Raw genomic sequence first — 20,570 nt, 5'->3', positions numbered from 1 at the left:
CAACAAGATTTGGTCTCAGCTTTGCCGAAGGATATTGCTGGCCTCACGTCAACTCAGCTTTCATTGATGACCGCGCAACAAATTGGTTGGATCCCTCCGGTTGCAATCAGTAGCTTGTCCGGTACGAAAATTTCATTTATCGGAGCGGGCATATCGGGCATGACTGGAACTCAAGCTGCATCTCTTTCAGCTGTTCAAATTGATGCACTTGTTGGGTCTGGTCTGATTCGTAAGCTGTCTTCTGAAGCGCTCGCTTCCTTGCCAAATGCACAAGATGGCTTTAAGTTGATAGTAGGGGGAGCGGGTAATGGCGGCACCGCACCTACGACTCAGACATACAAGGACATCGGAGTCACGGGGGTGGATGCGGGCAACATTGCATCGATCAACGATGCCCTCAAGGGACTGCCCGGTGCGAACAAGGACACGGCCGCTGAAGTACAGGGCATTGTCGACGCCTACCGAAAAGTGCTGGCCGCGGCCGACGCGGTGGCAGGCAACACAGACGCTGCCAATCTGCCCAGTCTGGCTGAGTACGGCAAGATAGGCGTGAGCGAAGTCACTACTATCACTCAGGCAGCGCTGCTGGGCAGCGTGATCGACGGCAAGAACAAGATTGACGCGGATACGGTGTCAGAGATCAAGGCGTTAGCGCTTGCATCCAATGCCGTATTGGAGGCGGCAGCGTCGGCCAATGGAGCCTCGCTGAGCATGGCCCAGCTCGAGCAGCTGGGGATCAAGGGCGTTACGGCGGACAACCTGGCAGTAGTGCGTCAAGCAATAGCTAACAGCGCCGATGATGGCAGCGCCATCGACAGCCTGACCAAGCTGCAAAGCGTGGTGAGTGCAACGACAACGCAAGTCGCAAGCGTGCTGACTGGTTTGCAAAGCTACAACGGCGCTAACGGACAGAGCGCACCTACGACTCAGACATACAAGGACATCGGAGTCACGGGGGTGGATGCGGGCAACATTGCATCGATCAACGATGCCCTCAAGGGACTGCCCGGTGCGAACAAGGACACGGCCGCTGAAGTACAGGGCATTGTCGACGCCTACCGAAAAGTGCTGGCCGCGGCCGACGCGGTGGCAGGCAACACAGACGCTGCCAATCTGCCCAGTCTGGCTGAGTACGGCAAGATAGGCGTGAGCGAAGTCACTACTATCACTCAGGCAGCGCTGCTGGGCAGCGTGATCGACGGCAAGAACAAGATTGACGCGGATACGGTGTCAGAGATCAAGGCGTTAGCGCTTGCATCCAATGCCGTATTGGAGGCGGCAGCGTCGGCCAATGGAGCCTCGCTGAGCATGGCCCAGCTCGAGCAGCTGGGGATCAAGGGCGTTACGGCGGACAACCTGGCAGCAGTGCGTCAAGCAATAGCTAACAGCGCCGATGATGGCAGCGCCATCGACAGCCTGACCAAGCTGCAAAGCGTGGTGAGTGCAACGACAACGCAAGTCGCAAGCGTGCTGACTGGTTTGCAAAGCTACAACGGCGCTAACGGACAGAGCGCACCTACGACTCAGACATACAAGGACATCGGAGTCACGGGGGTGGATGCGGGCAACATTGCATCGATCAACGATGCCCTCAAGGGACTGCCCGGTGCGAACAAGGACACGGCCGCTGAAGTACAGGGCATTGTCGACGCCTACCGAAAAGTGCTGGCCGCGGCCGACGCGGTGGCAGGCAACACAGACGCTGCCAATCTGCCCAGTCTGGCTGAGTACGGCAAGATAGGCGTGAGCGAAGTCACTACTATCACTCAGGCAGCGCTGCTGGGCAGCGTGATCGACGGCAAGAACAAGATTGACGCGGATACGGTGTCAGAGATCAAGGCGTTAGCGCTTGCATCCAATGCCGTATTGGAGGCGGCAGCGTCGGCCAATGGAGCCTCGCTGAGCATGGCCCAGCTCGAGCAGCTGGGGATCAAGGGCGTTACGGCGGACAACCTGGCAGCAGTGCGTCAAGCAATAGCTAACAGCGCCGATGATGGCAGCGCCATCGACAGCCTGACCAAGCTGCAAAGCGTGGTGAGTGCAACGACAACGCAAGTCGCAAGCGTGCTGACTGGTTTGCAAAGCTACAACGGCGCTAACGGACAGAGCGCACCTACGACTCAGACATACAAGGACATCGGAGTCACGGGGGTGGATGCGGGCAACATTGCATCGATCAACGATGCCCTCAAGGGACTGCCCGGTGCGAACAAGGACACGGCCGCTGAAGTACAGGGCATTGTCGACGCCTACCGAAAAGTGCTGGCCGCGGCCGACGCGGTGGCAGGCAACACAGACGCTGCCAATCTGCCCAGTCTGGCTGAGTACGGCAAGATAGGCGTGAGCGAAGTCACTACTATCACTCAGGCAGCGCTGCTGGGCAGCGTGATCGACGGCAAGAACAAGATTGACGCGGATACGGTGTCAGAGATCAAGGCGTTAGCGCTTGCATCCAATGCCGTATTGGAGGCGGCAGCGTCGGCCAATGGAGCCTCGCTGAGCATGGCCCAGCTCGAGCAGCTGGGGATCAAGGGCGTTACGGCGGACAACCTGGCAGCAGTGCGTCAAGCAATAGCTAACAGCGCCGATGATGGCAGCGCCATCGACAGCCTGACCAAGCTGCAAAGCGTGGTGAGTGCAACGACAACGCAAGTCGCAAGCGTGCTGACTGGTTTGCAAAGCTACAACGGCGCTAACGGACAGAGCGCACCTACGACTCAGACATACAAGGACATCGGAGTCACGGGGGTGGATGCGGGCAACATTGCATCGATCAACGATGCCCTCAAGGGACTGCCCGGTGCGAACAAGGACACGGCCGCTGAAGTACAGGGCATTGTCGACGCCTACCGAAAAGTGCTGGCCGCGGCCGACGCGGTGGCAGGCAACACAGACGCTGCCAATCTGCCCAGTCTGGCTGAGTACGGCAAGATAGGCGTGAGCGAAGTCACTACTATCACTCAGGCAGCGCTGCTGGGCAGCGTGATCGACGGCAAGAACAAGATTGACGCGGATACGGTGTCAGAGATCAAGGCGTTAGCGCTTGCATCCAATGCCGTATTGGAGGCGGCAGCGTCGGCCAATGGAGCCTCGCTGAGCATGGCCCAGCTCGAGCAGCTGGGGATCAAGGGCGTTACGGCGGACAACCTGGCAGTAGTGCGTCAAGCAATAGCTAACAGCGCCGATGATGGCAGCGCCATCGACAGCCTGACCAAGCTGCAAAGCGTGGTGAGTGCAACGACAACGCAAGTCGCAAGCGTGCTGACTGGTTTGCAAAGCTACAACGGCGCTAACGGACAGAGCGCACCTACGACTCAGACATACAAGGACATCGGAGTCACGGGGGTGGATGCGGGCAACATTGCATCGATCAACGATGCCCTCAAGGGACTGCCCGGTGCGAACAAGGACACGGCCGCTGAAGTACAGGGCATTGTCGACGCCTACCGAAAAGTGCTGGCCGCGGCCGACGCGGTGGCAGGCAACACAGACGCTGCCAATCTGCCCAGTCTGGCTGAGTACGGCAAGATAGGCGTGAGCGAAGTCACTACTATCACTCAGGCAGCGCTGCTGGGCAGCGTGATCGACGGCAAGAACAAGATTGACGCGGATACGGTGTCAGAGATCAAGGCGTTAGCGCTTGCATCCAATGCCGTATTGGAGGCGGCAGCGTCGGCCAATGGAGCCTCGCTGAGCATGGCCCAGCTCGAGCAGCTGGGGATCAAGGGCGTTACGGCGGACAACCTGGCAGTAGTGCGTCAAGCAATAGCTAACAGCGCCGATGATGGCAGCGCCATCGACAGCCTGACCAAGCTGCAAAGCGTGGTGAGTGCAACGACAACGCAAGTCGCAAGCGTGCTGACTGGTTTGCAAAGCTACAACGGCGCTAACGGACAGAGCGCACCTACGACTCAGACATACAAGGACATCGGAGTCACGGGGGTGGATGCGGGCAACATTGCATCGATCAACGATGCCCTCAAGGGACTGCCCGGTGCGAACAAGGACACGGCCGCTGAAGTACAGGGCATTGTCGACGCCTACCGAAAAGTGCTGGCCGCGGCCGACGCGGTGGCAGGCAACACAGACGCTGCCAATCTGCCCAGTCTGGCTGAGTACGGCAAGATAGGCGTGAGCGAAGTCACTACTATCACTCAGGCAGCGCTGCTGGGCAGCGTGATCGACGGCAAGAACAAGATTGACGCGGATACGGTGTCAGAGATCAAGGCGTTAGCGCTTGCATCCAATGCCGTATTGGAGGCGGCAGCGTCGGCCAATGGAGCCTCGCTGAGCATGGCCCAGCTCGAGCAGCTGGGGATCAAGGGCGTTACGGCGGACAACCTGGCAGTAGTGCGTCAAGCAATAGCTAACAGCGCCGATGATGGCAGCGCCATCAACAGTCTGAGCAAACTTCAAACCTTGGTATCTGGCGCAGCTTTTTCTCCAAGCGATGTCCAATTGTCAAACGACACCGGCAGTTTCTCCACAGATTTTGTAACAACGGTCAATAACCAGACCATCAGTGCAAAACTCAGCACCGTTATCTCTGCTGGTGACACATTGGAAGGATCTGTGAATAGCGGCGCTACCTGGGAAAAAATAAACAGCATGGTCACTGATCGCGCCATCACTTGGACGGGCGTGACTCTGAATTCCGGTGTCAACAACATAGTATTCAGGCTGACCAAGCAAGATGGTAGTCAATACCTCAGCAGCGCGCAGACCTACACCCTGGACAACACCGCACCTGCGGCACCCACCCTGGTGCTGGATGCAGCCTCGGACACGGGCATCAGCAACAGCGACCGCGTAACCAACAACAACACACCCACCATCAGCGGCACGGCTGAATCCGGCAGCAGCGTCAAGCTGTATGACGGCAGCACGCAAGTGGGCAGCGCCACGACCGGTGGCGACGGCAAGTGGAGCATCACGCCGGGCAGTGCCCTGGTCAATGGCACGCACACCCTCACGGTCAAAGCCACCGATGCGGCGGGCAACGAGTCTGCGGCCTCAAGTCTCAACGTGACGATAGATAAAGAAAGCCCCAGATTGAGCAGCAACACGCCTGTGGACGACGCTACAGATGTGGGCATAAGCGCCAATCTGACGCTGAGCTTCAGTGAAAACATTGCGCTGGGCAGCGGCAACATCACGCTCAAGGCGATCGATGGCGCTGCTGATGTAGTCATTGATGTTGCCAGCCACAGCAACCAGCTCAGCATCAGCGGCAATACGCTCACCATCAACCCGAGCAGCGATTTGGCGAGAGGCAAGCAATACGCCGTACAAATAGGCAACACAGCCATTACAGATACCGCAGGCAATACCTATGCAGGCATCAGCGACCTGAATACGCTGAACTTTACGACATCCAACTCGCAACCCGGCGACGCCTCAATTAGCCTGGGTTCAATGGGTAAGCTTATTGCTCCAATTCAAGTGGAAGGTAATTGGTATTACTTCTATGACAAAAGTGGCAATGGCGTTGCGGATTCCGCGGATTGGATTTCATTAGAACAATTAGCCATCAATTTAGGAACTATTGCCAGCGCGATCACCGAGAGCAACCGGACGTTCACGATTAACGGCGTTACGGTGAAATTGCCTACTTATGGCGGCCCGGTGGGGGTCGACGGTAAGCCAACGAGTTTTGGTTCTAAAAACGGCACCAGTTACAGCGCAAATCCGCTAGTTAGCGGGGATAACCTTAATGACCCTACGCCCAACGGCAACGCTACCTACAACGACTATCTGGCGATTTGGGATGGTGTTAACGGCAGTGGAACCGGAATCGATCAGTACGGCGTGCCGGCTAGTTGGGGCATCAGCAACTACTGGTCTGCGACGCCCTCGGCCTCTGGCCACGCCTATGTCAACCTGGGCTATGGCTACGTCTACGGCACCTATGACAACACCATCGCTTACGTTGCCTTTCAGGTGTTGTGAGGCGGTTTTCGCGGAGCCTGTTTGGGATTTGAACTTTGATATTTGACTTTGGGTACGGCCTTCGGGCCGTTTTTTAGAGCGCACGGCGGGAGAGCCTTGGTAAGCAACCGGTCAACACACATTGACGGCGCAATGTTTACGTGGTCTGCGGTGCCCAGTTGTGAGGCAGCAATTCCCCGATCTGACTGGCCCGCTGCGTGGGCAAGCGTGTGAGTACGTCTTTCAGATAGGCGTACGGATCGTGCCCATTGAGCTTGGCACTCTGAATCAAACTCATCACCGCCGCCGCACGTTGACCAGCACGCAGGGAACCCGCGAATAACCAGTTGCCCCTGCCGACAGCTGCCGGGCGAATTTGGTTTTCGCACCAATTGTTATCTATGGGTACTTGCCCATCGTCCAGATACAGCGTCAACGCCTCCCAACGTTTGATGCTGTAGTTAATCGCTTTTGCGGTGGCCGATCCACTGGGCACCTTGCTGGCCTGCAACAGTAGCCACTGGTGCAGTAGGTCGGCAATGGGCCTGGATTTTTCCTGCCGGATTTGCAGACGAATGGCCGCTGGTAATGACTTGATGTCACGTTCGACGTCATACAGTAGGTCGAAGAATTTCAGTCCCTCTGCGGCAATCAGACTGCTGTGATTGGCGTGCAGTTCAAACAGCTTTCGGCGTGCATGCGCCATGCATCCGGCTTCTTTGACGCCTTTGGTGAACAGCGATTTATAACCCCCGTAATCGTCGCAAACCAGAGAGCCACGCCAGCCACGGTCATCGTCATCAGACTTCCCCAGAAACGTTCTGGCATTCTGGCCGGCGCGGGTCTCGCAGAAGTCGTAGACGACGGCGTGTATCTGCTCAAAGGCACCAGGAGCGTATGCCCACAAGTAGGCCTTGTGGGTCTTCTTATTGCCGGGCTTGAGCATCGGGATCGGAGTCTCATCGGCATGCACCACAGCGTGACTCAGTACCGTCTCTTTCAACGCATCCACCAGCGGCTGCAATTGCACGCCGCACATGCCCACCCAGGCTCCCAGCGTGGAACATGCAATCTCCAAGCCGGCGCGGCCAAAGCTTTTCTCTTGCCGGTACAGCGGCAAGTGATCCGCATATTTGGCCACCAGCACCTGTGCCAACAGGCCAGCGGTTGGAATGCCTTTGTCAATGACTTGGGCCGGTACCGGCGCCTGAATCAGTGTTTCACACTGGCCACACGCCCATTTGCCGCGAACATGCAGCTCAACAGTGAATACGCCGGGCGTGTAGTCCAGCTTTTGCGCGACGTCCTGGCCAATGCGCTTGAGCTGGCAGCCACAAGTGCAGGTGGTGGAGTCTGGTTCGTGGTGGATTTCTACACGGGGCAGGTGATCCGGCAGCGCTGCACGTTTGGGCTTGCTACGGTGGTCTTTATCGGGCTTGGGCGCCGGCGTGAGGTTTTTGAGTTCTTGCTCAATTGCCGCCAGGTCTTCATCGCAGGCTTCATCGAGCAGACTGGTCTGCGTGGCATCGAGTTGTTCGCGGCTACGACCAAACTGCAGTCGCTTCAAGGTCGCCATCTCGTGCGTGAGCTGGTCGATCTTGCTCTGACGGTACAGCAGCTCTTTGCTCTGCGTGCTGACCTTTTCCATCTGTCACGCGCAGTATGAAAATGACACGCAAACGCGGTGAGGAATTGATACACCTCGACTAACGTGCCAAGCCATCCGAACCATGGATGGGACTGGCAATGATTACGAACGAGGAGTACATGGAACTCAAGGTTTTAAGGAAGCACAGGCTGAGCTTGCGCGAGATATCGGCGCAAACTGGAATGGCAGTCAACACGGTGCGTAAGTATTTGGAGGGCGGTCCGCCGGCCATGAAGAAACTGCCGGAACGTAAAAGCAAGCTCGATCCATTCAAGGACTACTTGGCTGGACGTATTCAGGCGGCCAAGCCTGATTGGATTCCCGCAACGGTGCTGCAGCGTGAGATTGCCGCACAGGGGTATACGGGCTCCGTGCGCATCCTGCAGGAGTACCTCAAGGAGTTGCGTCCACAGGCGCGCCCGGATCCGGTTGTGCGGTTCGAGACCCAGCCCGGTGAGCAAATGCAGATGGACTGGATCGAGTTCCGCAAGTCTGGGCATAAAGACGGCATGTTGGCGGCGTTTGTGGCAACGCTTGGCCACAGCCGGGCGACCTTCGCGGAGTTTGTCACAGACATGAAGCTGGAGACACTACTGGCGTGCCATGTCAGGGCGTTCGAGAGCTTTGGTGGAGTCACCCGTGAAGTGCTGTACGACAACATGAAGACCGTCATCCTCAAGCGTGACGCCTACGGCAAGAACCTGCACCAGTTCCAGGGTGCCTTTGCTGACTTTGCGCACCACCATGGCTTTGTGCCGCGGGTGTGCAAGCCCTATCGGGCCAAGACCAAGGGCAAAGTCGAACGCATGAATGGCTACATCCGGCGCAGCTTCTGGGTGCCATTGGTGGCGAGTATGAAGCAGCAATGCTTGGTGGTGGACGCGGACACAGCCAATCGGGAAATGCGCACCTGGCTGCGTGACGTTGCCAATGTGCGGATCCACGGAACCACTGGGTGTGTGCCGGCACTGGCTTTGCAACAGGAGCGCACACATCTGCTGGCCATCCCCAGCGCCTACAGTGGGCGAACAGTGCGTCAATTGCAAAAAGTCACCGGTAGCGGCGCAGCAGTCCGGCCAATTCCAGCCGCGGCATGGCGAGGCCTGCAGCATCCTCTGGCGATGTATGACACGCTGGTGCACAACCAAGCCTCAGCAGGAGGACGACCATGAGCCTGCAAATGGAAAGACTGCGTGAACTGTGTGATCAGCTGCGCCTGCTCAACTTACCCGATCAGCTTGCCCACTTGGGGCAAATGGCGGCCAAGAAAGAGCTGGGGTACCTGGAGTTCCTGGAGCAAGCCTTGCGTGGCGAGGCTCTAGCCAGAGTGGAGAGAACACGCGCCATGCTCACGCGCATAGCGGGCTTCCCCGCCATCAAGACGCTTGATGAGTTTGACTTCCAGTTTGCCAGCGGCGTGCCCAAACCCCTGGTACAGGAGCTTGGCAGTCTGGCCTTCGTGGAGCGCAGCGAGAACGTGGTCTTGCTGGGCGCCAGTGGGGTGGGCAAAACCCACTTGGCCATCGCCTTGGGCTACAGGGCAACCCAGGCTGGAATCAAGACGCGTTTCATCACGGCGGCAGATCTGCTGATGACACTGAGCACGGCACTACGGCAGAACACCCTGGAAGAGGCTATCAAACGCATCGTGCGTCCCTACCGGCTGTTGATCATTGACGAGGTCGGGTACCTTCCCATGAATCGGGAACAGGCGAATCTTCTGTTCCAAGTCATTGCCAAACGCTATGAAGTGGGAAGTCTCATCCTGACCTCCAATCTGCCGTTTGGGCAATGGGACCAGACGTTTGCAGACGATGCCACGCTGACAGCGGCGCTACTTGACCGACTGCTCCACCACGCCCATGTGGTCCCGATTTCAGGAGCCTCCTATCGCCTGAAAGATAAGCGGCGTGCCGGTGTGATTGCCGCCAGCAGCAATACCCTACTCAAACGAAAACGCAGTCACCTTGATACACAGGAGGAACAGGCAGCCTAAGGGCGCCAAGCAGTCAGTGGCGAGCCACTGACTGCTTGAAAGACAAGCAAAGACAAAACAGACAATCGCCCCACACAACGGTGTATCAAATCCACGCCGCGTTTGCGTTCGACAGCTGTATCAAATCGAAACTGCGTTTGACATCCGCGCAGGGTGTTGGTAGCGTTTGTGGCGTCGGCGCACTTCGATGCCTTCGAGCATCAGTTTGAGCGCCGTGCAGTCGATCTCGCCACTGCCGCCTTGAACGCCTTTACGGGAGAACTTGCCGCTCTCCAAACGCTTGCACCACAGGCACCAGCCGCTGCGGTCAAAGTACAGCACCTTCATCTGTGCGTATTTCGGCGAAGATGAACGGCGATTCCGGGATCGTGAACATGGATTCCGGCCAATATGAACGCAGCGGCAGTGAGGAACTGATATTGCGCTCTTTTATTTTAGGCCGAGGTGGTTTTTCGGCAGAGTGACTCCTTGTCAGGTTGGTTGATTGGGGCTTTTCTTAATCAACCCGCCGCGGACTCAGCGTTGGCGGTTTTGCCTTTTCCGGGTGCAGGTTTCTTTCGCAACGACTCACCCGTGATCGTGAAGCGATGATGGTTCTCCATTAACCGGTCCAGCATCGCATCGGCCACTGTCGGGTCACCAATCCACTCGTGCCAATGCTCAATGGGCAACTGACTGGTAATGATCGTGGCCCGACTTGATGTCCTGTCATCAATGATCTCCAGCAAGTCCGCCCGGCTCTGGCTGTCCAGCGCAGCCATGCCCCAGTCATCGAGCAGCAGGACATCGGTTTTGCGGATCTGATCGAGCCACTTGCCAAACGTGCCGTTGGCATGGCGGATACGCAATTCCTCCCCCAGTCGTGGCACCCGCTGGTAGTGGGCACTGAAGCCCCGCCGGCACGCATGTTGGGCCAACGCACAGGCCAGCCAGGATTTACCCGCCCCGGTCGGCCCCGTAATCAGCACAGCATGTCCGCTTTGCACCCACCCGCCCAGGGCCAGACTCATCACTGCACTGCGTTGAATGCCGCGCCCGGCGCGGCTGTCAATGTCTTCGATAGCCGCTTGCGGATACTTCAGCCTAGCCTGTTTCAACAGGCGGGTTTGGCGCTTGTCATTGCGCCAGTGCACCTCCCTGTCTACCAATAGCGCCAACCGCTCTTCAAAGCTCATGGCCGCCACGCCTGCTTGACTGAGCTGCTCCTGCAGCCCCGTGGCCAAGCCCTCCAGCCTCAATTCACGCAGTTGGGCTAATGTCGTATTCATCATCATGGGGGTCTCTCCATTCGTCTCTATTGGTAATAGCCAGGCCCGCGCACGTGAGCATGTGCCGGGCTGCTCCACTCGGGGGCCTCGGTCTTAAGCAACTGATCCCCGCGGTTGACCAGGATGTCGCGGATATGGCTGTATTTGCAGGTGCCCAACTGCAGCGCCATCAAGCTCGCCGCTTCCAGCCTGGCATGGCCGTATCGGCGCCCCAGGGAGAGCAAACCCAAGCAGGCCCGGTAGGCATGTTCAGGGTGGCGCTGGCGCTCCAGCATCTTGCTCACTACCCCGGCCGTGGCCACGCCGATTTGCTCGCCCCAGGCCAGAAGCCGCTCCGGACTCCACTGTGCATGCGCCCGGTGTGCCTCTGGCATGTGTTCATCCGTCGTGGTGAAGCCGCCCCGGCGAGCGCTTCTGAGGTGGCTGCACACCCGCTGGCCCCGGTTCAGAATCTCCAGTGTGGTGCGGGTCACCCGCAGCTCCAGCGTCTGGCCCACCAGTGCATGTGGAACGCTATAGCGTCGTCCCTGCAAAATTCACTTCAAGCCACCCCCCAGCGCCGATCTGAGCCTTGCAGTCGGTTGAGGCCGATGATTTTGGCCAATTTCTCAAACAAGCCCGTCAAACCGCTCACCTGCAGCAGGCACAACAAAAGGCCCAGGCCTTTCCGGGCGATCATCCGCAGCAGCCAGCGGATGTTGTAGCCCGCCGCGCACAGCACCGCGTGCAGTGCATCGCCTGCTGAGCCTTTGAGGTGGCAGCGGTCCATGCGGTGATCCGCTTTGAGGTGCCCGATGATCGGCTCGATCGCTTGGCGCCGTTTGAGCAGTCTGCGCTCTTCATCGGTCAACCGCTTGTCCTTGCCCCGGTGTTTGATCTCAATGTCCGGGTTGTCTTTGTCCACACCCCGGTAGCCCAAGTCTGCGTACACCACCTCGGGCTTGACCCCCAAGCCTTGCATCAGGATAGCGCTTTGCTCGATCTGCTCGTGCATGGTGTGCCCGTCATACGGGTTACCGGGAAAGCTCCTGGCTCCCACGATCAAATTGCCCTTGAGCGTCATGGCCAGACCCACCTTCACGCCGAACTCGTACGGATTGCGGCTCTTGCCTTTTGAGATGCACTCCACCTCGGGCGCATGCCAGCTGTAGAGCTTGGCGCGGTTGTCCACTGCCTTGCGACTGCCGGTCTGCGTGACCAAGCGTTTGGCCTTGTCCAAGGTCTGGCCCAAGGTCTCTTGTATGGCTTGGCTGAGCGTGGTCATCTTGCGAGCCACCTCGCGCTGCAGCCGTCCAACGATGGTGCGCTGGCGTTTGATGGCTTTGCGCATGCGCTTGAACTGGCGGGCATGGGCATAGCGCCCAGCCTTGTAGCCCAGCAGTTGGCCTTCTTTGGCGTAGGTCTGTTTGAGCTCGATGCCATTGGCTTTGGCCAACTCGACCACCTTGGATCGGGCGGTCTCCAGCAGCTTGCTGTCGGTGGGATGTGCCACAGCTTTTTCTTGCACCGTGGAGTCCACGATCATGCGGGTCAATTCTTTCTTGGCAATCAGCTTGAGGGTGACCGCCACTTCCATGGTGCGGGCCAGCAGTTCTTCCACGCCTTCTTCGCCCAGAGCTTTACGAAAGCGCCCCAGTTGTGTCGGGTCGCACGGCCACTGGTGTTCAAAGTATTCGTTGCCAGAAAAGTACTGCCAAGTGGGGGTCTCACCCCAGCGCTGGATCACGTCCTCGTCGCTCTCATTGAACGCATGCTTGAGGTACAGCAAGGCAACCATTAACCGGGTGGGCAGACGGGGACGGCCGGCATTGGAGACGCCGCCACCGGCAACGGCCGAGACCGGACCAAACAAGTCCAAGTCTTCTATCTTCTTGCCAGACTTGACCTGGCGTGCCCAGCGCTGGACGAGGGAGGCTTCGATCTCTTGCCAAGGCATGCGGTTAGCAAGCACCGCCAGAGGGTGGCGCAAATCGATCATCTGATCCAGGCGGTTGCGGAAAAAGTCATCGGTCATGGCGCTGCTTTCAAAAACTCCCAGAAAACAGACTCCATTGAATATCTATTTGAGAGTTCTGACCATCCGGAATCACCCCAGATCACAAGCGTTCATGCGGGTTGCAGGGACAACTATAGCGGTGGCCTTCAAACTCGACGTGATAGTCAATGTGTACTTTGACCGTCTTGAATACCGCAAGCTCAAACGGTTCAGGCGGCAGGGCCATCAATGCTGGCGCATCCAGGGCGGTAAACGCGCTTGCCCGGCATCCGGGTAGCTTCTGAAACGGTTTGTTGTTCAGATACTCCAGCAAAGGGGCAATGGCTGCGTTGACCTCAGTGACGCTAAGAAACGATTGATGCCGCAGTCGCGCCAATATCCAGCGCTCAACAATCTGGACCGTGGACTCGACTTTGGCCTTGTCCTGCGGGTGGTAGGCACGCGCAGGTAGTACGCTGCAGCCGTAATGGCATGCAAAGTCCAGCACGGTGTCAGTAGCTCGGGGCTCGTAACGGCTGACCTGCGCAATCACTGCGCGCGGGTTGTCCGGCACGATTAGCTGCGGCACTCCACCATAGAAGGTCAGCGCCTTGACACACCCCTCCAGCCAATCTGCCGTGGTCTGTGCAGGTGTCGCCCACGCGAAGGCGTAACCTGAGGCGCCCAAGGCGGCCACGAAGATATTGGCTTTACCACCCTCGGCCAGCACAATGGTCGGGCCAGCGTAGTCAATGAACAGTTTTTCTCCGGCGCGATGCACTTGGCGCATTGAGCGCTTCAGTGTCTTGGCAAACCGGCGGTAGTGCTCGCAGAATTGGGTGTACTGGTAAGGCCTGACCTGGGTGTCTTCGGCCCACTTGGCGCAGTATTCTTGCCACAGCAGCATCAACGTAACGCCTTTGCCGCGCAGCTCCAAGTGCACCCGTGCGTAGTCAGGCGCAACAAAGACAACGGGCTCACTTTGCTGGCCCCGCAATTTGCGGTGTAACTCTCCCTCATCCAAGGTTTCTATGGCACTCCAATCCAGTCCTGCTGCAAGAGCCTGACGGATGTATTTGGAGATGACGCCTTTGGACAGTCCCAGGGCTTGGGATATCTGATCGTAGGGTAGCCTGCACTCCAGGCTCAATCTCAATGTTTCTTTAACTTTGCGCATCGCGATCTTTCGGGCGGGCATCCGGCCTCCTGTCAAAAATCAGGCAGCCTACCCGCCAGGGTGGTCTCATTTGCGCAACTTCAGTCCCCACTTCTATGCAGGCATACGCCTGCGCCACATTCGCTGTTCACGACTCCGAAATCAACGTTCACGATGCCGAAATCCTTAGTTGTCCCTGCAAAACCCCTGCAACCCGCATGAACGCTTGTGATCTGGGGTGATTCCGGATGGTCAGAACTCTCAAATAGATATTCAATGGAGTCTGTTTTCTGGGAGTTTTTGAAAGCAGCGCCATGACCGATGACTTTTTCCGCAACCGCCTGGATCAGATGATCGATTTGCGCCACCCTCTGGCGGTGCTTGCTAACCGCATGCCTTGGCAAGAGATCGAAGCCTCCCTCGTCCAGCGCTGGGCACGCCAGGTCAAGTCTGGCAAGAAGATAGAAGACTTGGACTTGTTTGGTCCGGTCTCGGCCGTTGCCGGTGGCGGCGTCTCCAATGCCGGCCGTCCCCGTCTGCCCACCCGGTTAATGGTTGCCTTGCTGTACCTCAAGCATGCGTTCAATGAGAGCGACGAGGACGTGATCCAGCGCTGGGGTGAGACCCCCACTTGGCAGTACTTTTCTGGCAACGAATACTTTGAACACCAGTGGCCGTGCGACCCGACACAACTGGGGCGCTTTCGTAAAGCTCTGGGCGAAGAAGGCGTGGAAGAACTGCTGGCCCGCACCATGGAAGTGGCGGTCACCCTCAAGCTGATTGCCAAGAAAGAATTGACCCGCATGATCGTGGACTCCACGGTGCAAGAAAAAGCTGTGGCACATCCCACCGACAGCAAGCTGCTGGAGACCGCCCGATCCAAGGTGGTCGAGTTGGCCAAAGCCAATGGCATCGAGCTCAAACAGACCTACGCCAAAGAAGGCCAACTGCTGGGCTACAAGGCTGGGCGCTATGCCCATGCCCGCCAGTTCAAGCGCATGCGCAAAGCCATCAAACGCCAGCGCACCATCGTTGGACGGCTGCAGCGCGAGGTGGCTCGCAAGATGACCACGCTCAGCCAAGCCATACAAGAGACCTTGGGCCAGACCTTGGACAAGGCCAAACGCTTGGTCACGCAGACCGGCAGTCGCAAGGCAGTGGACAACCGCGCCAAGCTCTACAGCTGGCATGCGCCCGAGGTGGAGTGCATCTCAAAAGGCAAGAGCCGCAATCCGTACGAGTTCGGCGTGAAGGTGGGTCTGGCCATGACGCTCAAGGGCAATTTGATCGTGGGAGCCAGGAGCTTTCCCGGTAACCCGTATGACGGGCACACCATGCACGAGCAGATCGAGCAAAGCGCTATCCTGATGCAAGGCTTGGGGGTCAAGCCCGAGGTGGTGTACGCAGACTTGGGCTACCGGGGTGTGGACAAAGACAACCCGGACATTGAGATCAAACACCGGGGCAAGGACAAGCGGTTGACCGATGAAGAGCGCAGACTGCTCAAACGGCGCCAAGCGATCGAGCCGATCATCGGGCACCTCAAAGCGGATCACCGCATGGACCGCTGCCACCTCAAAGGCTCAGCAGGCGATGCACTGCACGCGGTGCTGTGCGCGGCGGGCTACAACATCCGCTGGCTGCTGCGGATGATCGCCCGGAAAGGCCTGGGCCTTTTGTTGTGCCTGCTGCAGGTGAGCGGTTTGACGGGCTTGTTTGAGAAATTGGCCAAAATCATCGGCCTCAACCGACTGCAAGGCTCAGATCGGCGCTGGGGGGTGGCTTGAAGTGAATTTTGCAGGGACGACTTGTTAAGTGCACACCTCGATGGAGTGTGTCTTGAGCCAAGAATGCCCGTCATATCAGTGGCATGCAATGAAGGTATTCGCCGGACTCTTACCGACGTTTTACAAGTGACGAGCCAAATACGGCGGTATGGACGTGCCGATGATGGCGCGCATGAAAGAGCTGGAAGACGAGAACCGGCGGCTCAAGAAGATGTACCTTGAGGAAAAGCTCAAGGCCGAGATCGTGGCGGAGGCGCTTGAAAAAAAGTGGTGAGGCCATCTCGCAGACGGGAGATGGCCCAAAAGGCCGTGACAGAACGCGGTGTGTGTATACGGGTGGCGTGCCAGGCGTTTGGCATCAGCGAATCGTGCTACCGCTACGAGCGCAAGCTCGATGCCGAGAACGCCGAGGTGGCCAGTTGGCTGATGGGGCTAACAGACAACCACCGCAGTTGGGGCTTTGGCCTGTGTTTCCTGTACCTGGGCAACGTCAAGGGCTTCAAATGGAGCCACAAGCGTGTGTACCGCATCTACAAGGATCTGGAGCTCAATTTGCGGATCAAGCCCCGCAAGCGGCTGGTGCTGGAGAAACCTGAGGCGCTGACGGTGCCACAGGGCATCAACCAGGTGTGGACGATGGACTCCATGCACGACCAGCTCGAAGACGGCAGAACATTTCGGTTGTTCAATGTCATTGACGACTTCAATCGCGAGGCCAATGGGATGGAGGTCGATTTTTCTATGCCTTCGGAGCGGGTGATTCGGGAACTCAAGCAGATCATCTCGTGGCGCGGCAAGCCGCAGGTGATTCGGTGTGACAACGGCCCGGAATACATCAGCTCAGCGATCCAAAACTGGGCGATTGAATGGGGCATCAGACTGGAATACATCCAGCCGGGTAACCCACAGCAAAATGCTTATGTTGAGCGGTTCAACAGGACGGTCAGATACGAATGGTTGTCACAGTACTATTGACATGACTTAGCAGAAGTCCAGGACTTTGCAACAAAGTGGATGTGGTCTTACAACCATGACCGACCCAATATGGCCTTGGGCGGATTTACACTAAAGCAGCGACTGGCCATGGCTGCGTAACGTTTCTACTTCTGCGACCTCTTGCAAAAGAGGGGGGGGAGACCTACGCCTTTCGTAGTTTATCAAAAATTTTGAAAATTTGAAGAGGTTGCTTGCAAGCCTATAAACTTGAAGTCAGATTGGACTGATAAAAATGCACTGCATAGTGATGGATCAATGGACTCGCCAAAGGCTGACATAACACCATCTACAGCATTTTTGTGACGTACTTCTATCGAGCCAAACCCCTCTCTGAAAATATCATCATAACAAACTAGCATTGGAAACAATGCTGCAAGTAAGTGCATACTTTGCCTTTCACATTCCGTCAAATTAATAGAGTATTTAAAACTGCCACGGACAGCGTGTAACGCATGAAGTGCAACTGAACAATGCTTATTCAAATCAACTTCCGCGCCCTGTTTAATTTGAACTTGACTGCTAAATTCATCATACTGTAATTTCGAATTATCCAAGGGCAAGTTGATAGACTTCGGATAAGAGCAGCTCGTTAACAGAAAATCCAAGCGCAAATCATGAATTAATGCCATCCTCCCTATATTTTCCACTGAAGCATCTAAACAATCTTGAGAGTCAATATTGAGTGCTGATAGGATCGAGCGGGAATACTGTCTGATACGGTCTGCCCGACATACAGTCGAAGACCGATCCGGAAACAATACAGTGAGCAATAGTTTTTCCAAAAAACGGTCATGCTTGATTAATTTCTGGATATCGAAATTATCAGCATCGAAATCAATATTTATGTCTTGCATTATATGACTTCCAATATAAATTTTATTTACACGGAAGATAATAAGCGGAATGACTGCAAGTTAGCTTTCAGAAGCTTTCTTTTTTTTGATTTGGATTGGTTTTCGCGCAGATATTCAGACCATATTCAAGTTTCATTTATATATGATAATTGCTCATTTCTAGATTCTATTTTCTCACAAATGGCCACTGTATTGCAGTAAATTTGGATCTATGGAGTTGTCCCTGCAAAACCCCTGCAACCCGCATGAACGCTTGTGATCTGGGGTGATTCCGGATGGTCAGAACTCTCAAATAGATATTCAATGGAGTCTGTTTTCTGGGAGTTTTTGAAAGCAGCGCCATGACCGATGACTTTTTCCGCAACCGCCTGGATCAGATGATCGATTTGCGCCACCCTCTGGCGGTGCTTGCTAACCGCATGCCTTGGCAAGAGATCGAAGCCTCCCTCGTCCAGCGCTGGGCACGCCAGGTCAAGTCTGGCAAGAAGATAGAAGACTTGGACTTGTTTGGTCCGGTCTCGGCCGTTGCCGGTGGCGGCGTCTCCAATGCCGGCCGTCCCCGTCTGCCCACCCGGTTAATGGTTGCCTTGCTGTACCTCAAGCATGCGTTCAATGAGAGCGACGAGGACGTGATCCAGCGCTGGGGTGAGACCCCCACTTGGCAGTACTTTTCTGGCAACGAATACTTTGAACACCAGTGGCCGTGCGACCCGACACAACTGGGGCGCTTTCGTAAAGCTCTGGGCGAAGAAGGCGTGGAAGAACTGCTGGCCCGCACCATGGAAGTGGCGGTCACCCTCAAGCTGATTGCCAAGAAAGAATTGACCCGCATGATCGTGGACTCCACGGTGCAAGAAAAAGCTGTGGCACATCCCACCGACAGCAAGCTGCTGGAGACCGCCCGATCCAAGGTGGTCGAGTTGGCCAAAGCCAATGGCATCGAGCTCAAACAGACCTACGCCAAAGAAGGCCAACTGCTGGGCTACAAGGCTGGGCGCTATGCCCATGCCCGCCAGTTCAAGCGCATGCGCAAAGCCATCAAACGCCAGCGCACCATCGTTGGACGGCTGCAGCGCGAGGTGGCTCGCAAGATGACCACGCTCAGCCAAGCCATACAAGAGACCTTGGGCCAGACCTTGGACAAGGCCAAACGCTTGGTCACGCAGACCGGCAGTCGCAAGGCAGTGGACAACCGCGCCAAGCTCTACAGCTGGCATGCGCCCGAGGTGGAGTGCATCTCAAAAGGCAAGAGCCGCAATCCGTACGAGTTCGGCGTGAAGGTGGGTCTGGCCATGACGCTCAAGGGCAATTTGATCGTGGGAGCCAGGAGCTTTCCCGGTAACCCGTATGACGGGCACACCATGCACGAGCAGATCGAGCAAAGCGCTATCCTGATGCAAGGCTTGGGGGTCAAGCCCGAGGTGGTGTACGCAGACTTGGGCTACCGGGGTGTGGACAAAGACAACCCGGACATTGAGATCAAACACCGGGGCAAGGACAAGCGGTTGACCGATGAAGAGCGCAGACTGCTCAAACGGCGCCAAGCGATCGAGCCGATCATCGGGCACCTCAAAGCGGATCACCGCATGGACCGCTGCCACCTCAAAGGCTCAGCAGGCGATGCACTGCACGCGGTGCTGTGCGCGGCGGGCTACAACATCCGCTGGCTGCTGCGGATGATCGCCCGGAAAGGCCTGGGCCTTTTGTTGTGCCTGCTGCAGGTGAGCGGTTTGACGGGCTTGTTTGAGAAATTGGCCAAAATCATCGGCCTCAACCGACTGCAAGGCTCAGATCGGCGCTGGGGGGTGGCTTGAAGTGAATTTTGCAGGGACGACTTGTTAAGTGCACACCTCGATGGAGTGTGTCTTGAGCCAAGAATGCCCGTCATATCAGTGGCATGCAATGAAGGTATTCGCCGGACTCTTACCGACGTTTTACAAGTGACGAGCCAAATACGGCGGTATGGACGTGCCGATGATGGCGCGCATGAAAGAGCTGGAAGACGAGAACCGGCGGCTCAAGAAGATGTACCTTGAGGAAAAGCTCAAGGCCGAGATCGTGGCGGAGGCGCTTGAAAAAAAGTGGTGAGGCCATCTCGCAGACGGGAGATGGCCCAAAAGGCCGTGACAGAACGCGGTGTGTGTATACGGGTGGCGTGCCAGGCGTTTGGCATCAGCGAATCGTGCTACCGCTACGAGCGCAAGCTCGATGCCGAGAACGCCGAGGTGGCCAGTTGGCTGATGGGGCTAACAGACAACCACCGCAGTTGGGGCTTTGGCCTGTGTTTCCTGTACCTGGGCAACGTCAAGGGCTTCAAATGGAGCCACAAGCGTGTGTACCGCATCTACAAGGATCTGGAGCTCAATTTGCGGATCAAGCCCCGCAAGCGGCTGGTGCTGGAGAAACCTGAGGCGCTGACGGTGCCACAGGGCATCAACCAGGTGTGGACGATGGACTCCATGCACGACCAGCTCGAAGACGGCAGAACATTTCGGTTGTTCAATGTCATTGACGACTTCAATCGCGAGGCCAATGGGATGGAGGTCGATTTTTCTATGCCTTCGGAGCGGGTGATTCGGGAACTCAAGCAGATCATCTCGTGGCGCGGCAAGCCGCAGGTGATTCGGTGTGACAACGGCCCGGAATACATCAGCTCAGCGATCCAAAACTGGGCGATTGAATGGGGCATCAGACTGGAATACATCCAGCCGGGTAACCCACAGCAAAATGCTTATGTTGAGCGGTTCAACAGGACGGTCAGATACGAATGGTTGTCACAGTACTATTGACATGACTTAGCAGAAGTCCAGGACTTTGCAACAAAGTGGATGTGGTCTTACAACCATGACCGACCCAATATGGCCTTGGGCGGATTTACACTAAAGCAGCGACTGGCCATGGCTGCGTAACGTTTCTACTTCTGCGACCTCTTGCAAAAGAGGGGGGGGAGACCTACGCCTTT

Annotated in this window: 10 protein-coding genes and 4 pseudogenes; 7 read left to right on the top strand and 7 right to left on the bottom strand. The window is 56.8% G+C overall.

Annotation, left to right across the window (positions count from 1 at the left end):
• Positions 1-258: 258 nt before the first annotated feature.
• Positions 259-5,949 (top strand): Ig-like domain-containing protein, encoded by a 5,691-nt coding sequence (locus RAE21_RS12035; RefSeq protein WP_313881568.1) that lies wholly within the window; start codon positions 259-261, stop codon positions 5,947-5,949.
• Positions 5,950-6,085: 136 nt separating this feature from the next.
• Here the strand turns inward: RAE21_RS12035 and tnpC are convergent, their stop codons facing one another.
• Positions 6,086-7,576, bottom strand: coding sequence for an IS66 family transposase (tnpC, locus tag RAE21_RS12030; protein ID WP_313881567.1), 1,491 nt, complete (start codon positions 7,574-7,576; stop codon positions 6,086-6,088).
• Between the two features lie 98 nt (positions 7,577-7,674).
• On the opposite strand from tnpC, the gene istA (RAE21_RS12025) reads away from it, so the two are divergent.
• Together istA (RAE21_RS12025) and istB (RAE21_RS12020) are read left to right on the top strand one after the other, a co-directional pair.
• On the top strand, positions 7,675-8,748 hold the full coding sequence (gene istA / locus RAE21_RS12025) for an IS21 family transposase (RefSeq protein ID WP_428984048.1): 1,074 nt from the start codon (positions 7,675-7,677) through the stop codon (positions 8,746-8,748).
• Positions 8,745-9,572: an IS21-like element helper ATPase IstB gene (gene istB / locus RAE21_RS12020; RefSeq protein ID WP_313881566.1), complete on the top strand. Its 828-nt coding sequence runs from the start codon at positions 8,745-8,747 to the stop codon at positions 9,570-9,572. Before istA (RAE21_RS12025) ends, istB (RAE21_RS12020) begins: the two co-directional genes overlap by 4 nt.
• Before the next feature lie 120 nt (positions 9,573-9,692).
• Here istB (RAE21_RS12020) and tnpB read toward each other — a convergent pair whose 3' ends face one another.
• The 5 genes and pseudogenes from tnpB to istA (RAE21_RS11995) form a co-directional block, all read right to left on the bottom strand.
• On the bottom strand, positions 9,693-9,899 hold the full coding sequence (tnpB, locus tag RAE21_RS12015; RefSeq protein ID WP_313881565.1) for an IS66 family insertion sequence element accessory protein TnpB: 207 nt from the start codon (positions 9,897-9,899) through the stop codon (positions 9,693-9,695).
• Between the two features lie 173 nt (positions 9,900-10,072).
• The gene (gene istB, locus RAE21_RS12010) at positions 10,073-10,846 is read right to left on the bottom strand and encodes an IS21-like element helper ATPase IstB (protein ID WP_313881564.1); all 774 of its coding nucleotides are present in this window, start codon (positions 10,844-10,846) and stop codon (positions 10,073-10,075) included.
• Positions 10,847-10,866: 20 nt separating this feature from the next.
• Positions 10,867-11,373, bottom strand: a pseudogene (locus tag RAE21_RS12005) (Mu transposase domain-containing protein); the annotation flags it as partial.
• Between the two features lie 8 nt (positions 11,374-11,381).
• Positions 11,382-12,854 (bottom strand): IS5 family transposase, encoded by a 1,473-nt coding sequence (locus tag RAE21_RS12000; protein ID WP_313880209.1) that lies wholly within the window; start codon positions 12,852-12,854, stop codon positions 11,382-11,384.
• A gap of 106 nt (positions 12,855-12,960) precedes the next feature.
• Positions 12,961-14,013: pseudogene (istA, locus tag RAE21_RS11995) on the bottom strand (IS21 family transposase); the annotation flags it as partial.
• Positions 14,014-14,285: 272 nt separating this feature from the next.
• On the opposite strand from istA (RAE21_RS11995), the gene RAE21_RS11990 reads away from it, so the two are divergent.
• Together RAE21_RS11990 and RAE21_RS11985 are read left to right on the top strand one after the other, a co-directional pair.
• Positions 14,286-15,758 (top strand): IS5 family transposase, encoded by a 1,473-nt coding sequence (locus tag RAE21_RS11990; RefSeq protein WP_313880209.1) that lies wholly within the window; start codon positions 14,286-14,288, stop codon positions 15,756-15,758.
• 130 nt (positions 15,759-15,888) lie between these two features.
• Positions 15,889-16,853 (top strand): annotated as a pseudogene (locus RAE21_RS11985) (IS3 family transposase); the annotation flags it as partial.
• Between the two features lie 62 nt (positions 16,854-16,915).
• Here the strand turns inward: RAE21_RS11985 and RAE21_RS11980 are convergent.
• A complete protein-coding gene (locus tag RAE21_RS11980; protein ID WP_313881563.1) occupies positions 16,916-17,608 on the bottom strand; it encodes a hypothetical protein in 693 nt (230 codons plus the stop codon).
• Positions 17,609-17,949: 341 nt separating this feature from the next.
• Here RAE21_RS11980 and RAE21_RS11975 point away from each other — a divergent pair, with 341 nt between their 5' ends.
• Entirely contained in the window at positions 17,950-19,422 is a 1,473-nt protein-coding gene (locus tag RAE21_RS11975; protein ID WP_313880209.1) for an IS5 family transposase, read from the top strand.
• Between the two features lie 130 nt (positions 19,423-19,552).
• Positions 19,553-20,517, top strand: a pseudogene (locus RAE21_RS11970) (IS3 family transposase); the annotation flags it as partial.
• Positions 20,518-20,570: the final 53 nt, after the last annotated feature.

Source organism: Rhodoferax potami, assembly GCF_032193765.1.
In the GTDB taxonomy this organism is placed as follows: Bacteria; Pseudomonadota; Gammaproteobacteria; order Burkholderiales; family Burkholderiaceae_C; genus Allorhodoferax; species Allorhodoferax potami.
The sequence above is the reverse complement of the archived record's forward strand: the minus strand, read 5'-3'. Positions and strand labels throughout refer to the sequence as shown.